The organism is Streptomyces sp. C, assembly GCF_000158895.1.
Taxonomy (GTDB): domain Bacteria; phylum Actinomycetota; class Actinomycetes; order Streptomycetales; family Streptomycetaceae; genus Streptomyces; species Streptomyces racemochromogenes.
The window spans coordinates 4393979-4409819 of record NZ_GG657750.1 but is presented as its reverse complement, the minus strand read 5'-3'; the positions used below and the strand labels follow the sequence as shown (position 1 = coordinate 4409819).

Here is a 15841-nt window from a genome sequence, read left to right as displayed (position 1 = left end):
GGCCGCTCACCGCCCCTTCGGGAGGCCGAGGATCCGCTCGGCCACGATGTTGTGCTGGATCTGCGAGGTGCCCGCCGCGATGGTGTACGACAGCGAGGAGAGCCGCTCCGCCGTCCACTCCTCCTCCAGCGACAGGGATTCCGCGCCCAGCACCTCCGCGGCCGCCTCGTACAGCTCCTGCCGCGCGTGCGAGTACGCCAGCTTGAAGACGCTGCCGCCCGTGCCCGGGACACCGCCGCCCGAGCCCTGCGCCTCGCTGACGTTCCACTGCGTCAGCCTCCATAGCGCCCCGAACTCCCCGTAGAGCCGGCCCAGCCGCCGGCGCAGTACCGGGTCGTCCCAGCGCCCGTTCGCCTTCGCGGCCCGGGCCAGCGCGCCCAGCGTCCGCCGGCAGGCGACGACCTCCCCGACGAAGGCGGTGCCGCGCTCGAAGGACAGGGTCACCATCGTGACCCGCCAGCCGTCGTTCTCGGCGCCGACCCGGTTCGCGACCGGCACCCGCACCTCGTCCAGGAACACCTCCGCGAACTCCGCCGAGCCCGCGAGCGTGCGCAGCGGCCTGACCGTGACGCCGGGCGCGTCCATCGGCATCGCCAGCCAGGTGATCCCCCGGTGCTTGGGCGCGGCCGGGTCGGTGCGCACCAGCAGCTCGCACCAGTCGGCGACCTCGGCGTGGGAGGTCCAGATCTTGGATCCGGTGACCACGTACGCGTCCCCGTCGCGCACCGCCCGGGTGCGCAGGGACGCCAGGTCGGAGCCGGCGCCGGGCTCGCTGAAGCCCTGGCACCACACCTCGTCGCCGCGCAGTACGGGCGGCAGCCAGCGCGCCCGCTGCTCGGGGGTGCCCTCGGCGGCGATGGTGGGGCCCGCGTGCAGCAGGCCGACGAAGTTCGCGCCGACGTACGGGGCGCCCGCGCGTTCGGTCTCCTCCAGGAAGATCAGGTGCTGGGTCGGGGTGGCGCCGCGCCCGCCCGCGTCGACGGGCCAGTGCAGGCCCGCGTACCCGGCGTCGTACAGCCTGCGCTGCCAGCCCAGGTCGTAGGCGCGCCGGCCGGGCCAGTCGTCGGGCGAGGGCTTGGCGGGCAGCTCGGGCAGTGCCTTGGCGAGCCATTCGCGCAGCCGGGCGCGGAAGTCCCGCTCCTCCTGCGAGTGGGCCAGGTCCATCAGACGAGGTCCAGGCCGAGCATGCGGATGGCGTTGCCGCGCATCAGCTTGTGGACGGTCTCCTCGTCGAGGCCCTTGACGTGGTCGAGGGCGACCTCCTTGGTGTGCGGGAAGGTCGAGTCGACGTGCGGGTAGTCGGTCTCGAAGGTGGCGTTGTCGCGGCCGACGACGTCCAGCGAGGCGATGCCGTGCTTGTCGCGGAAGAAGCAGCAGTAGATCTGCCGGTAGTAGTACGTGGACGGCGGCTCGGGAACGAGGCCGCGGACCCCGCCCCAGGCGCGGTGCTCCTGCCAGACGTCGTCGGCGCGCTCCAGTGCGTACGGGATCCAGCCCATCTGGCCCTCGCTGTAGGCGAGCTTCAGCGTCGGGAACTTCACCAGCACCCCGCTGAAGAGGAAGTCCATCATCGAGGCCATGGCGTTGTTGAAGCTCAGCGAGGCCTGGACGGCGGGCGGCGCGTCGGGGGAGGCGGCGGGCATCTGGGAGGAGGAACCGATGTGCATGTTGACGACGGTGCCGGTCTCCTGGCAGACGGCGAAGAAGGGGTCCCAGTACCCGGAGTGGATGGACGGCAGCCCCAGGTGGGTGGGGATCTCGGAGAAGGTGACGGCCCGGACCCCGCGGGCGGCGTTGCGGCGGATCTCGGCGACGGCGAGGTCGATGTCCCAGAGCGGGATGATGCACAGCGGGATCAGCCGGCCGCCGCTGTCGCCGCACCACTCCTCGACCATCCAGTCGTTGTACGCGCGCACGCAGGCCAGCGCCACCTCCTTGTCCTTGGCCTCGGCGAAGGTCTGCCCGCAGAAGCGGGGGAAGGTCGGGAAGCACAGGGAGGCCTCGACGTGGTTGAGGTCCATGTCGAGGAGCCGCGCCTTGGGGTCCCAGCAGCCGCGGCGCATCTCCTCGCGGGTGATGCCCTCCAGGGTCATGTCGTCGCGGTCGAAGCCGACGGCGGCGATGTTGCGCTTGTACGGGAACTTCAGGTCCTCGTAGATCCACCAGTCGGTGGGCGGGCCGTCGGGGTCCATGGAGATCACGTACTTGCCGCCGGTGTACTCCAGCTCCCCGATCCCGGCGGTGAGGGCCTTGGGGCCGCGGTCGCGGTACTTCGCGGGCAGCCACACGTCGAAGAGGTGGGCGGGCTCGATCACGTGGTCGTCGACGCTGATGATCCGAGGCAGTTCCAGTGCCATGGGCGCGCGCTCCTTCTCCCCAATCTGATGCATCGTCAGAAACAAGCTAGCCCCGCCACCCCTGGACCGACAAGCGCCGGAGCCCTACGCTCTGCCCTTGATCTGACTAACCGTCAGCTGGCGTCCGGCCGGCACGCCCAGGGGAGGTCCGCGATGACGACCACGGAAACGGCGGCGCAGACGACGGCGGAAAGGGCGGCGGAAACGGCGGACGACGCCACGGCCACCGCCACCGACCTCGGCCGGTCCGCGACCCTCTGGGAACTGATCGCCCGCCGCGCCGCCCTCACCCCCGCCGCCACCGTCCTCATCGAGGCCGCCGAGCAGCCCGCCACCGCGCAGGGCACCGCCGGACACCCCGCCACCGCGCAGGGCACCGCCGGACACCCCGCCACCGCGCAGGGCACCGCCGAGCAGGCCGCCACCGCACAGGGCACCGCCGACCGCACCCTCACCTTCGGCGCCCTGCGCGACCGCGCCGAACGCGTCGCCGCCGGCCTGTACGGCATGGGCGTGCGCCCCGGCACCGTCGTCGCCTGGCAGCTCCCGACCCGCATCGAGACCGTGCTGCTGTCGGCCGCCCTCGCCCGCCTCGGCGCCGTCCAGTCCCCGGTGATCCCCTTCTACCGCGACCGCGAGGTCGGCTTCGCGCTGCGCGAGTCCAAGGCCGAGTTCTTCGCCGTACCCGGCTTCTGGCGCGGCTTCGACCACACCGCCATGGCCCACCGGCTCGGCGCCCGCGGCGTCTTCGAGGCGTACGCGAACCTCCCCGACGGCGACCCGGCCGTACTGCCCCCGCCGCCCGCCGACGGCACCTCCGTCCGCTGGATCTACTGGACCTCCGGCACCACCTCCGACCCCAAGGGCGTCCTGCACACCGACCGTTCCCTCATCGCCGGCGGCTCCTGCCTCGCCCACGCCCTGCGCCTGACCTCCGCCGACGTCGGCTCGATGGCCTTCCCCTACGCGCACATAGCCGGCCCGGACTACACGGTGATGCTGCTGCTGTACGGGTTCCCCGCCGTCCTCTTCGAGAAGTTCGCGATGCCGGACGCCCTCGCCGGCTACCGCCGCCACGGGGTCACCGTCGCCGGCGGCTCCACCGCCTTCTACTCGATGTTCCTCGCCGAACAGCGCAAGGACCCCTCGGTGAAGCTCCTGCCGAGCCTGCGGCTGCTGGCCGGCGGCGGCGCCCCCAAGCCCCCGGAGATCTACCACGCGGTGGTGCGCGAGCTGGGCTGCCAGCTCACCCACGGCTACGGCATGACCGAGGTCCCGATGATCACCATGGGCTCCCCGGACGACACCCCGGAGAACCTCGCCACCACCGAGGGCCGGCCCCCGCAGGGCATGTCCATCCGCATCACCACCCCCGACGGCACCCCCCTGCCCGCCGGCACCGACGGCGAGGTCCGGCTGCGCGGCGAGGCCGTCTGCCAGGGCTACCTGAACCGGCCGGACACCGCCGAGGAGACCTTCGACGCCGACGGCTACCTGATCACCGGCGACCTCGGCCACCTCACCGCCTCCGGCCACCTGGTCCTCACCGGACGCAGCAAGGACGTGATCATCCGCAAGGGCGAGAACATCTCTGCGAAGGAGGTCGAGGACCTCCTCCACCAGCTCCCCGGCGTCGCCGACGCCGCCGTCATCGGCCTGCCCGACGAGGAACGCGGCGAACGCGTCTGCGCCGTCGTCGAGCAGCCGCCCGGCGCCGCCGCCCTCACCCTGCCCCAGGTCACCGCGTACCTGCGCTCCCAGGGGCTCTCCCCGCACAAGCTCCCCGAGCAGCTGGAACTGGTCGACGCGCTGCCCCGCAACGACGCCCTGCGCAAGGTGCTGAAGTACCGGCTGCGCGAGCGCTACAGCTGAAACCGAGCCGGACCCAAGCGGGGCCTGACACCAAGGTGTCAGGCCGCTTGGTGCCGGGCCGAAAGCCTTCCCCGGCCCCTGACGGACCAGCAGGATGGTGATCACCGGAACGGCGGCGGGAACAAAGACCCGAAGCCGGGGCCACGGGGGCGACGACCACCCCCGGAGCCCGGACACCCGCCTTCCGGATCCACCGCAACAGCCGTCGCCAGGGGGCACCGCCATGTCCAGAACCACTCAGCTCACCGCGCTCCGCACCATCGCGACCCGCAACGCCGCGGACCGCTCCATCGGGTGGGACTGAGTGACGTGCTCCTCGTCCGACTGCCCCTGATCAGCCACACCGGGGCACCGGGTACGGAAAGCGGGGCGAGCCTCCTCCAGGACGCCCTCTGGGCCCACGCCGGCCCGCAGCACGCCCTCGAACACGTACGGGTGCGCCCCCTCCCCGAGGGGATGAGCGTGGCCCTGTTCGTCCGGGCCGAGAACGACGCCCAGGCCCATGACAAGGCCCGCGCACTGCTCGCCGCCGTCCTCGGGACCGGCGCGGCCCGCCACTACTCGATGGGCCCCCTGATCCCCAACTGACCCACCGCACCACCTTCTTCGGCCCACCGGCCACCCGGTTCACCGACCGCTGTTCCTGCAGGGCAGCCGTCCCACCGGCACCACGGTGCGCGCCCCACCCCTTCCGGCCTCGACCAGGCCCGCCCGCGGCACACCTGCGCGGGCCACCCCGACCTTCCCCGGCCCTGACGCCTCGGGCCGCCATGTCCTCTTGGAGACACCACCATGACCGCGCGTCGCTCCTCCCGCATGCTCACCGTCGCCCTCACCTCCTTCGTCGCCGCCCCGCTGCTGGCCGTGGCCCTGCCCGCGGTATCGGCGCAGGCCGAGTCGACGACGGTCGCCACGATCGCCCGTGCCCAGGTCGGCAACACCTGCGGTGACTACAACTGCCAGTACCCCGGCGCCTGGTGCGCCGAGTTCACCAAGTGGGTGTGGAACAAGGCCGGCGCGAACACCTCCGGGATCAGCCCGGCGGCCGTCAGCATCTACCAGTACGGCAAGAACAAGGGGACGCTGCACAGCACCCCGCAGGTCGGTGACGCGGTCCTCTACGACAGGGACGGCAACCTGAACGACGGCGAGGCCGACCACGTCAACATCGTCGTCGCGGTCGACGGGGACGACATCCAGACGGTCGGCGGCAACGAGAGCGGCGGCGTCCGCTTCCGCTCCTGGTTCAACTGGAAGACCAACTCCAGCCCCGTGGGCGCCGGCCGGGCCCTGGCCTTCATCGGCCCGGCGGGCCTGCCCGAGACCCCCTCGACCCCGGTCAGCAAGGCCGGTGACCTCTTCCACGCCACCCGTCTCGTCGACGGCAGCTGGGAGGGCTTCGCACCGCTGAACGGCTTCGGCGGCGCGGCCTTCTTCAACGCCTCCCAGGAGTCCATCGCCGCCACCCCGGACGGCTCCACGCAGACCCTCGCCACCGGCAACGACGGCAAGCTCTACCACACCGCCCGTTACGCGGACCGTACCTGGACGGGCTGGGCCCCGCTCGCCGGCTACGGCGGCGCCGCCGACTTCGCGGCCAGGGACCAGTCCATGACGGGCATGTCCAACGGCGACTCGAACGTCATGGCGATCGGCAACGACGGCAAGATCTACCAGAACACCCGCTTCAAGAGCGGCTCCTGGGCCGGCTGGTCCCCCGTCGGCAACTGGCAGGCCAAGAAGATCGCCGTCGCCGGCCTGCCCGACGGCTCCACCCAGACCCTCATCATCGGCAACGACGGCAACGTCTACCACGCCATCCGCGCCACCGACGGCACCTGGACCGGCTGGAACGCCCTCCCCGGCACCGGCACCGCCGCCACCTTCCAGGCCGGCAACATCGCCATCGCCGGCCTCCCCAACGGCAGCACCCAGATGCTCGCCACCGGCAACGACGGCCTCGTCTACCACAACATCCGCAACGCCGACGGCACCCTCCAGGGCTGGGCCAAGGTCGACGGATACGGCGGCGCCCCCGGCTTCGCCGCCACCAGCCTCGCCATCACCGGAATGCCCAGCGGCGACACCCAGATGCTCGCCGTCGGCAACGACGGCAAGGCCTACCACGCCGCCCGCTACGCAGCCGGCAACTGGCAGGGCTGGTGGGCCACCGGCATGGGCGCCCAGAAGGTCGCCATCGCCGGCCTCGGCGACGGCAGCGCCCAGATGCTCGCCACCCGCAACTGAGCACCCGGGCCGGCCCACCACGCCCGGTGGGCCGGCCCGCCCGCGCCGCCCTTCCCCGCCAAGCCAGAAAGAGACCCTCAGCGATGTCCCGTACCGCCGCCCCCCGCCCCCGACTCGCCGTCATCACCGCCACCGCGCTCGCAGCCGTCGCCCTCTCCACGATCGGAGCCGGCTCCGCCCAGGCCGCCTCGGTCGCCACCTGGGACAAGGTCGCCCACTGCGAGAGCACCGACAACTGGAGCATCAACACCGGCAACGGCTACTACGGCGGCCTCCAGATACTGAAGAGCACCTGGGACGCCTTCGGCGGACGGGCGTACGCGGCCTACCCCCACCAGGCCACCAAGAAGCAGCAGATCCTGATCGCGGAGAAGATCCTCGCCGGCCAGGGCGCGGGCGCCTGGGGCAGCTGCGGCGCCGCCGCCAACCTGGGATCGGACCACGCGGACCCGTACCCGGGCGACACCACCCCGCCGGCTCCGGTCAGCAAGGCCGGCGACGTCTACCACGCGATCCGCGCGACCGACGGGAGCTGGACCCCGTTCCAGGCGCTGAACGGCTTCGGCGGCGCGGCCTTCTTCAACGCCTCCCAGGAGTCCATCGCCGCCACCCCGGACGGCTCCACGCAGACCCTCGCCACCGGCAACGACGGGAACCTGTACCACACGGCCCGCTACACCAACGGCCAGTGGACCGGCTGGGCGGCCCTGCCCGGCTACGGCGGCGCGGCGACCTTCGGTGCGAAGGACCAGGCGATGGCCGGCATGTCCAACGGCGACTCGAACGTCATGGCGATCGGCAACGACGGCAAGATCTACCAGAACACCCGCTTCAAGAGCGGCTCCTGGGCCGGCTGGTCCCCCGTCGGCAACTGGCAGGCCAAGAAGATCGCCGTCGCCGGCCTGCCCGACGGCTCCACCCAGACCCTCATCATCGGCAACGACGGCAACGTCTACCACGCCATCCGCGCCACCGACGGCACCTGGACCGGCTGGAACGCCCTCCCCGGCACCGGCACCGCCGCCACCTTCCAGGCCGGCAACATCGCCATCGCCGGCCTCCCCAACGGCAGCACCCAGATGCTCGCCACCGGCAACGACGGCCTCGTCTACCACAACATCCGCAACGCCGACGGCACCCTCCAGGGCTGGGCCAAGGTCGACGGATACGGCGGCGCCCCCGGCTTCGCCGCCACCAGCCTCGCCATCACCGGAATGCCCAGCGGCGACACCCAGATGCTCGCCGTCGGCAACGACGGCAAGGCCTACCACGCCGCCCGCTACGCAGCCGGCAACTGGCAGGGCTGGTGGGCCACCGGCATGGGCGCCCAGAAGGTCGCCATCGCCGGCCTCGGCGACGGCAGCGCCCAGATGCTCGCCACCCGCAACTGATCAGCCACCCCCGTACGCGGCTCCGGACCACCGGAGCCGCGTACTCGCGCACGCCCCTACAGCCGACTCAGCCCTACAGCCGGCTCAGCGACGCCGCCGCGAAGAGCACGTCGCGGATCGCCTCCCGGTCGCCGGTCTGGCCGACCGCGGCCTCCTCCGGGGAGATGTGCCCGGCGGCCAGCTGGCAGAACTCCAGGCCGTCCAGCGCGACTTCCGCCACCGTGTGCTCCCGCGACGGTTTCGCGGCCGGGGAGTCCAGGGCGATGTCCCAGCCGCCCCCGCCCGCGCCCTCGATCTCCAGGTGCAGGGTCCGGCCCGGAGCGCCCGCCGCGACCAGGCCGCGGGCCGGCGCCGCCAGTCCCGAGCGGCGCCGGCCCGCCAGGGCTCCGGGCAGCAGCCGGGCGGCGAGGTCGATCATCCGGTGCAGGTGCGGCCCCGAGGGCGGCTCGTACGGGTAGTCCACCGCCTCCGCGATGTCCCAGGCGTGCACCCAGCACTCGAAGGCCCGCTCCAGGAAGGCGTCCCCCAGCGGCAGCGCGAACCCGCCGTAGTCCACGGCCAGTTCGGCCACGCCCCGGCCGGCGAAGGAGACCGTGCGGACCAGCGTGTGGCCCTGCGCCCGCCACGGCTCGCGGACCTTGCGGGTGACCGGGTAGGGGGAGGAGTTCCAGAAGTGCTCGGTGCGGTCGGCCGGGCCGCCGCCCGGCGGCGCCTTGGGGCCCAGCGGGTCGTCCAGCCCCAGCGCGGTCGCGATCAGCCCGTCCACCGTGAGAAGGTGACCGATCACCCCCGCGACCGTCGTGCGGTGCGTGCGCCGCCGTTCCTCCTCGAACCACTTCAGCCGCACCGGGGTGTGCCACTCCGAGTCGCCGAAGTCCCGCAGCAGCGCGTCGAGCCGCGCCGTCTCGGTGTCGTACGGGTTCGCCCACACCGGCACGGGGATGCGGGCGGGCCGCTTGCCCAGGCAGTCCTCCAGCACCCGCGAACGCAGCAGCGGCTTGAGGTCGAGGCTCTCCTCCGGGTGCAGCAGGGCGCGCACTCGGTGAGGTGGTCCTCGACGGCCTGGGTCTCCTCCGCGGAGCAGGCGGCGAGCGCCCACGCGCCGAGGAGGGACTTCAGCACGGCGTGCGAGGGCGGTGCGGGCGGCAGGGTCTCGGGGGCGTGCAGGTCGTCACCGGCCGCGCGGGGACCCGGTATCCGTGCGCGACCGCCCGCCCGCTGCTCGTACGCGTCGTCGGGGGTGTCTTCGGAGGGTCCGGTCATCGGGGCGTTCCGTATCCGCGTGGGCCGTATCCGGGCGGGGCGGTGTCCTCCCGGGGGAGGACGTTGGCGGTCGACAGCAGCTGGAGGCCGAGCCGCAGCCTGCGCCGTGCCTCGTCCTCGCTGATCTGGAGGTCGGCGGCGGCCTGGCGGTAGTCGCGGCGCTTGAAGTACGCCAGCTCCAGCGCGGCCCGCAACGGCGCGGGCATAGAGGTGACGATGTAGTCCGCGCGGGCCGCCGCGTTGGCGCTGCGCACCTTCTGCTCCAGTTCCTCGCGCGAGCCGCGGCCCAGTTCGGCCTGGCGCAGCCGGGCGACGGCCTGGCCCTGGGTGATCCGGGCGACCCAGGAGCGCATGGAGCCCTGCTTGGGGTCGTAGGCGTCCGGGTTCTCCCAGATGTAGCCGAAGACCTCGCGGGTGATCCGGTCCGCGGCCTTCTCGTCACCGAGGACCCGGTGGGCCAGGCTGTGGACCAGCGAGGCGAAGCGGTCGTAGAGCTCCCCCAGCGCCGCGGCCTCCCCGCGGGCGAGGCGCTGCTGCATGCGACGGTCCCAACGCGGTGGAACGTCCTTCGCCATCGTGCCTCCAACCGTGTGTCGACCCGTCAAATGTAGTGGGCAACGGAGGGAACGCGCCGGTTTTGCGAGAACCTCCCCCCGTGAGCGGGACCGCCGTGCTAGGCCGCATCCCGGTCGGCGCGTGGGCACAGGCGTACGCGCCCCGGCGCGCTCCCCGTGCGCGGGTTCGATGCGGCCACCTCCTTGACCGCTTCGCTTAACGCGCAGGCCACGTAGGCCTTACGCTCCTGCCTGTCTTGATCTGAACCCCGACCACAGCCCCAACGCACACGTGAAGGCGGAACGCCGAACATGGACAGCGCAGAGTACGAGCGCAAGATCGCCGCCCGATTCGCCACCTTCGACCAGGACGGGTCCGGCTATATCGACCGGGAGGACTTCAGCACGGCGGCGAAGGCCGTGCTGGCCGAATTCGGTACGGCCGCACGCTCGGAGAAGGGCCAGGCCGTCTTCAACGGCGCCGAGGCGTTCTGGCAGGGAATGGCCGGGATCGCCGACGTGAACGGCAACCAGCGCGTCTCGCGCGAGGAGTTCGTCACCGGCGCGGCGAAGCGGCTGCGGGACAACCCGGAGCGGTTCGCGGAGATCGCCCGGCCGTTCCTGCACGCCGTGATCGCCGTCGCGGACGGGGACGGCACCGGCGCGAGCCCCGCGGCGGCGGCCCGCGTGCTGCGCGTCCTCGGCACCGATCCCGCCCTGGCCACCCATGTCGCGGCGGCCCTGGACGCGGACGGCGACGGCCGCATCTCGGAGGACGAGATCCTCAAGGCCTTCGCCGGCTACTGCGGCGTCGACCCCGACGCCTGAGCCCCGGCAGCCTCCCGGCAGCCTCCCGACAGCCGCCCGGGGCCGTCCCCCCGGGCACTGTCCGAGCGCGCTGATAGCGTGCCGCCACCAGCCGGAACGATCACGGGAGGCGGCTCGGCATGCAGGACGACGTACGGGAAGTGGAACGGCACTCGGTGGGCGGGGAGCGGACGGCCGGGGCCCTCCAGGACATCGTCCTGCGGACCCTGATGCGCCACGGCCGCCTGGAAACCGACCCGTCCCCCGAGCGGCTGCAGGGGCTGGCCGAGGAGATCCTCGACCACGTCGCCGCCCGCACCACCGAGGGCGGACGGCTCGGCGAGGAGGCCCGCACGGCGCTGCACACCGCCGCGCAGTGCGCCCTGGGCGCCCTGAGCGTCGGCTGCTTCCCGGACGGCGACCAGGAGGTGCCGCTCCCGCTGATCGGCGAGACGCTCAGCAGCGAGGACCTCGACTTCCGCGGCGCCGCCACCACCGCGCCCACCGCCCGGACCTGGCTCGACGCCTTCGAGACCAGCGTGGTCAGCGGCCTGGTGTGGGACTGGAAGAAGGTCACCGGCCTGCTGCTGCGCGACGACTACGCCCCCGCCGTCCGCGACGGGGTGCCGTACTCGCGCCACACCTCCCACTCGGAGCCCGGGGACCTCGCCGCGATGGACGCCCTGTGCGGCTACCTCACCGAGAGCACCAGCCACCTGCCCAGCGGCTGGCCGACCGTCCCCCTGTGCAAGCCGGACGCCGCCACGCGCGCCGCGGCGGCCGCCGCCCTGGACGCCGCCGGCCCGCTGACCGCGGACCAGCGGCTGCTGCGCGTCCTCCTCGACGACGACCGGGCGGCCTTCGAGACGGCCCTCGCGGACCGGCTCACCGCCCACCGCGAGAGCGCCCGGGCCGAGGCCGACCCCGCGCCCCGGACCCTGCTGCCGCTGGGTCCGCTGGCCCTGGCCGCCCTCGCGGTCCAGACGCACCAGTGGGAGCTCGGCGTCCGCTCCGGCTACCTGCCGCCCGAACTGCTCGGCTTCACCGACGCGATGGCCCTGGCCGGCCGCACCCAGGTGAACGGGCTGGGCGGCTGGGTCGCGAGTTAGCCGCCCGGGGCTACGCGAAGACGACGGTCCGGGAGCCGTTCAGCAGGACCCGGTGCTCGCTGTGCCACTTCACGGCCCGCGCCAGCGCCTGGCACTCCACGTCGCGGCCGATGGCGACCAGCTGGTCGGGGGTGACCTCGTGGCCGACCCGCTCGACCTCCTGCTCGATGATCGGGCCCTCGTCGAGGTCGGCCGTCACGTAGTGGGCGGTGGCACCGATCAGCTTCACACCGCGCGCGTGCGCCTGGTGGTACGGCTTCGCGCCCTTGAAGCTCGGCAGGAAGGAGTGGTGGATGTTGATGATCCGCCCGCTCAGCTCCTTGCACAGGGTGTCCGACAGCACCTGCATGTAGCGGGCGAGCACCACCAGCTCGACGTTCTGCTCGCGCACCAGCTCCAGGAGCCGCGCCTCGGCGTCCGCCTTGGTGTCCTTGGTGACCGGGATGTGCACGAAGGGGATGTCGTACGAGCCGACCAGCTCGGCGAAGTCGGTGTGGTTCGAGACCACCGCCGCGATCTCCACCGGCAGCGCACCGATCCGGGAGCGGAACAGCAGGTCGTTCAGGCAGTGCCCGAACTTCGACACCATCAGCACGATCCGCATCCGCTCGTCGGAGCGGTGGATCTGCCAGTCCATGCGGAAGGAGTCGCCGATCGCGGCGAAGCTGGCGCGCAGCTTCTCCACCGTCACGGCGGGCTCGGCCTCGAAGTGCACCCGCATGAAGAAGAGCCCGGTCTCCCGGTCTCCGAACTGCTGACTGTCCACGATGTTGCAGCCGGTCATGAAGAGGTAGCTCGACACGGCGTGCACGATGCCCTGCTTGTCGGGGCAGGAGACGGTCAGGACGTACTGGGCCTGGGCCTGGGGCGTGGCCTGGGACTGTGGGTCTGCGCTCATGACGGCACAGCCTTTCACACCACGCGGGTCAGCGTTTTCAGCACGTCGACGGAGGTCGGCCGGTCGTCCGGGTCCTCCCCGTCCGCCGTCGACATCCGTACGTGCGCCTCGCGCGCCGCCCGGACCGCCTCGGGCCAGTCCTGGTGGCCGAGGTACGCGGAGACGTGCGCGTCGGGACCGACCTGGTGCAGGATCCGCAGCACCCGCAGGACGGCGTGGTCGACCAGGGCCGCCTCCTGCGCGTCGCGGAAGATCGTGCCGACGTACTTGTCGGCGGACCAGCTGTCGAGCCAGGTGTCCTCGACGAGCCGGTACACGGCGTCGGTGACGTCGCCGTACCCTTCGGCGCCCGCGCCCCAGACCTCCTCCTGGAACAGCGGGTCGGAAAGCATGTGCAGCGCCGAGCGCACGTTGCTGCGCCAGCGCCACCACGGCATGTCGTTGAGGGGCATGCCGCCCATGGTGGAGGAGCGGCCGCCGCGGCGGGAAGAGTTCTTCGAACCTTGGGCGAATGTCACGCTTTCGATCGTACGTTCCCGAGTAGTGCGATCTTGAAGCACCTGTGCGTGACCGCACCCCCGCAATTCACCTCGGCGTCACCCTTTGTTGTGTCCATCTCATCGCCGAGTTACCCACGGGGCGGAAGGGTCGGTGGACATGACCAATCACCGACGCGCAACTCCCCTCTCCCGCCTGCTGATTGCCACGGTGACGGGCGCGTGTCTCACCACAGCGTGCGGGGTGGTCCCCGGTGCCACGGGGGGCTCCGGGGACTCCCTCACGGTCATGACCTTCGCACCCATCGGAACAAAAGCGACCAACATGGCCGGAATGCCGGGAATGGCCAAGGCCTACGAGCGGTGGGTGAACGCCAACGGCGGCATAAAGGGCCGCAAGCTGCGCGTGCTCACCTGCAACGAGAAGAACACCGCCACCGGCGCCGCCGACTGCGCCCGCAAGGCCATCACCGAGAAGGCCGTCGCCGTCGTCGGCTCCTACAGCCAGCACGGCCGCGCCTTCATGGCCCCGCTGGAGGCCGAGGGCATCCCGTTCATCGGCGGCTACGGGGTCTCCGCCGAGGAGTTCCAGAGCACCCTGTCCTTCCCGGTCAACGGCGGCCAACCCGCGCTGCTCGCCGGAGCCGGCCACCAGCTCGGCAAAGCCTGCTCCCAGGTCTCCCTGGTCCGCCCGGACACCCTCGCGGGCGACACCATGCCGGTCCTGCTGAACGCGGGGCTCAAGGCCAACGGCATGCCCGAGGCCGACGACATCCGGGCCGCCGAGGACTCCGCCGACTTCAAGCCGCAGGCCCGCGAGGCCCTGACCGGCACCCCGTCGACCCCGGCCGCCACACCCTCCACGACACCGGCCACGAGCCCGGCCTCACCCTCCGCCCCCTCCGCCCCCTCCGCGTCCGCGTCCGCCGCCCCGTCCAAGGACCCCAAGGAGCCCAAGCCCGCGAAGGCCCCGGCCGCCGACACCGCCAAGGACAAGAGCTGCGTGACGGCCGTCCTCGGCGAGCGCACCGAGATCTTCTTCGACGCCTTCCGGCGCGTCGACACCCAGCACAAGACGCAGATCTCCTCCGTCCTCGGCAGCATCAGCCAGGCCCTGGTGGACCGCACCGGCGGCAAGGAGAGCCCCTTCGAGGGCGCCTACGTCACCAGCTGGTACCCCGTCTCCACCGACCCCCTGTGGGCGCCGATGCGCAAGGTCATCTCCGAGCAGGCCTTCGGCGACGACACCGTGGACCCCGACGACAGCGGCGCCCAGACCACCTGGATCGCGTACAACGTCCTCAACCAGATCGTCCAGCGGTTCAAGAGCAACGAGGACATCACCGCCCGCAAGCTCACCCGGGCCCTCAACCAGTCCCCGGGCGTCCAGACCGGCAACCTCACCCCCGAGCTGAGCTGGCGCTACCAGGACATGCGCGCCGTCGCCGGGTTCCCGCGCCTGGTCAACGGCCGGGTCAGCTTCCAGACCGTCCAGTCGGGCCGCCTGGTCGCCCAGCTCGGCGAGCAGAACCTCGACATGACCCCGACCCTGGAACAGGCCCCCCGCTCGGCCTGACCCGGGCGGGGCGGCCGTCCGTCACAGCTGGGACTTGTCCCGCTTGGTGAGGCCGTACTTGGCGGCGATCGTGTTCCACATGGTCGCCGCCGACTCCTTGGCCTTGGTGGCCTCGGCGCTGGACTTGTTGCCGTCCTGCGCGTCGTCCGTCACCTTGGCCTTGCCGTCCTTGGCGTCCTTGTCGTCCTTGGCGTCCTTGCCGTTGCCGCAGCCGCCCTTGTCGCGGGCGACGTCGTCCGCCCAGTCCGCGTAGCTGTTGTCGGCGTCCGCCGAGGCCTTCCACGCCTTGGTCAGGCTCGCCGAGAGACGGGCGTGGTTCGGGAGCAGGTCGATCTTGAGCTCCTGGAGCCGGGTGACCAGCCCCTCGCGCTGCTGCGCGGCCTCGCGCAGGTCCTGGGCCGCCTGCGTCAGGTTCCGGCAGTCCTTGATGTCGTCCACGGCCTTGATCACCGTGGTCCGGCTGTCGCTGGCGTCCTCCAGCAGCTTGTCGAGCTGGACGGCCTGCGGGCGCGCCGGGTCCACCGCCTCCTCGCCCGGAGCCGCGCCGGAGTTCGCGGATCCGCTGGCGGCGGGGGCCACCGCGCCCGGGTCGGTGTTCTGGGCCTTGCCGTCGCTGAGCAGGGCGCCCACCCCGAGCCCGGCCACGACCAGCCCGAACACCGCCGCCGCGATGACGGCCGGCGGGATCCGGCGCGCGGGCGCGGGCGGCGGCGGCGGGGGCGCGTACTGCTGCTGCGGCGGCTGCTGCTGCGGCGGCGGTCCGGGCGGCGGGGTCCGGCGCGGTCCCGGGTCCCGCACCGGCGGCAGCTGCTGGGTGTGCCCGGCGGCACCGGCGTCCCCGTCGGCGCGGAACAGCGCGTCGAACTCCTCGGCGGGGGCTGCGGGGGCCGCGGGGGCCGCTCCGGCGGGGACGGGCGGGATGTACTGCGTCGCCGCTTCGTCGGCGGCGGCCGGGACCTGCGCGATGTGCTGCGTGGCCTGCTCGTGCAGCCCGGCGGCCGGGACGGGCGGGATGTACTGCGTCGCCGCATCACCGGCGCCCGCCGCCGGGACGGGCGGGATGTACTGGGTCGCCTGCTCGTGCGGCGCACCCGGACCCGCCTGGACCGGGGGAACGTACTGGGTCGCCTGCTCGTGGGGCGCCGCCTGCACCGGCGGGATGTACTGCGTCGCCTGCTCGTGGAGCGCCCCCGGATCCGCTTGGACCGGGGGAATGTACTGGGTCGCCTGCTCGTGGGGCGCCGCCTGCACCGGCGGGATGTACTGCGTC

The 15841-nt window shown here is 72.5% G+C and carries 13 protein-coding genes and 1 pseudogene; 7 read left to right on the top strand and 7 right to left on the bottom strand.

Features of this window, described 5'->3' with window-relative positions; translation table 11 throughout:
- Positions 1–6: 6 nt before the first annotated feature.
- A complete protein-coding gene (locus SSNG_RS19810; RefSeq protein ID WP_007265660.1) occupies positions 7–1164 on the bottom strand; it encodes an acyl-CoA dehydrogenase family protein in 1158 nt (385 codons plus the stop codon).
- The gene (locus SSNG_RS19805; RefSeq protein ID WP_042801425.1) at positions 1164–2357 is read right to left on the bottom strand and encodes an amidohydrolase family protein; all 1194 of its coding nucleotides are present in this window, start codon (positions 2355–2357) and stop codon (positions 1164–1166) included. Before SSNG_RS19805 ends, SSNG_RS19810 begins: the two co-directional genes overlap by 1 nt.
- Before the next feature lie 153 nt (positions 2358–2510).
- On the opposite strand from SSNG_RS19805, the gene SSNG_RS19800 reads away from it, so the two are divergent.
- The 4 genes from SSNG_RS19800 (at position 2511) to SSNG_RS44885 (ending at position 7867) form a co-directional block, all read left to right on the top strand.
- Positions 2511–4229 carry an AMP-binding protein gene (locus tag SSNG_RS19800; RefSeq protein WP_007265658.1) on the top strand — a complete coding sequence of 573 codons (1719 nt, stop codon included), beginning with the start codon at positions 2511–2513 and terminating at the stop codon, positions 4227–4229.
- Between the two features lie 294 nt (positions 4230–4523).
- Positions 4524–4817 (top strand): hypothetical protein, encoded by a 294-nt coding sequence (locus SSNG_RS19795; RefSeq protein WP_007265656.1) that lies wholly within the window; start codon positions 4524–4526, stop codon positions 4815–4817.
- A 204-nt stretch (positions 4818–5021) separates the two neighbouring features.
- Positions 5022–6476 carry a CHAP domain-containing protein gene (locus SSNG_RS38025; protein ID WP_128637049.1) on the top strand — a complete coding sequence of 485 codons (1455 nt, stop codon included), beginning with the start codon at positions 5022–5024 and terminating at the stop codon, positions 6474–6476.
- An 83-nt stretch (positions 6477–6559) separates the two neighbouring features.
- Positions 6560–7867 carry a transglycosylase family protein gene (locus SSNG_RS44885; RefSeq protein WP_007265654.1) on the top strand — a complete coding sequence of 436 codons (1308 nt, stop codon included), beginning with the start codon at positions 6560–6562 and terminating at the stop codon, positions 7865–7867.
- A gap of 73 nt (positions 7868–7940) precedes the next feature.
- Here the strand turns inward: SSNG_RS44885 and SSNG_RS19780 are convergent.
- A pseudogene (locus tag SSNG_RS19780) lies at positions 7941–9130 on the bottom strand (zf-HC2 domain-containing protein).
- Positions 9127–9705, bottom strand: a complete 579-nt coding sequence (locus tag SSNG_RS19775) for a sigma-70 family RNA polymerase sigma factor (protein WP_007265652.1) — start codon at positions 9703–9705, stop codon at positions 9127–9129. Before SSNG_RS19775 ends, SSNG_RS19780 begins: the two are co-directional and overlap by 4 nt.
- Positions 9706–9996: 291 nt before the next feature.
- On the opposite strand from SSNG_RS19775, the gene SSNG_RS19770 reads away from it, so the two are divergent.
- Together SSNG_RS19770 and SSNG_RS19765 are read left to right on the top strand one after the other, a co-directional pair.
- The gene (locus tag SSNG_RS19770) at positions 9997–10512 is read left to right on the top strand and encodes an EF-hand domain-containing protein (protein WP_007265651.1); all 516 of its coding nucleotides are present in this window, start codon (positions 9997–9999) and stop codon (positions 10510–10512) included.
- A gap of 119 nt (positions 10513–10631) precedes the next feature.
- Complete coding sequence (locus SSNG_RS19765; protein ID WP_007265650.1) at positions 10632–11600, top strand: Imm49 family immunity protein; 969 nt, start codon at positions 10632–10634, stop codon at positions 11598–11600.
- A 10-nt stretch (positions 11601–11610) separates the two neighbouring features.
- Here the strand turns inward: SSNG_RS19765 and purU are convergent, their stop codons facing one another.
- A complete protein-coding gene (purU, locus tag SSNG_RS19760) occupies positions 11611–12498 on the bottom strand; it encodes a formyltetrahydrofolate deformylase (RefSeq protein ID WP_007265649.1) in 888 nt (295 codons plus the stop codon).
- Between the two features lie 14 nt (positions 12499–12512).
- A complete protein-coding gene (locus SSNG_RS19755) occupies positions 12513–12959 on the bottom strand; it encodes a hypothetical protein (RefSeq protein ID WP_050779675.1) in 447 nt (148 codons plus the stop codon).
- Between the two features lie 325 nt (positions 12960–13284).
- Between SSNG_RS19755 and SSNG_RS19750 the strand changes: the two genes are divergently transcribed.
- The gene (locus SSNG_RS19750; RefSeq protein ID WP_347232456.1) at positions 13285–14571 is read left to right on the top strand and encodes an ABC transporter substrate-binding protein; all 1287 of its coding nucleotides are present in this window, start codon (positions 13285–13287) and stop codon (positions 14569–14571) included.
- Positions 14572–14592: 21 nt separating this feature from the next.
- Here SSNG_RS19750 and SSNG_RS19745 read toward each other — a convergent pair.
- Positions 14593–15841 (bottom strand): hypothetical protein (locus SSNG_RS19745; RefSeq protein WP_128637047.1); only part of this gene is annotated, 1249 nt, incomplete at its 5' end.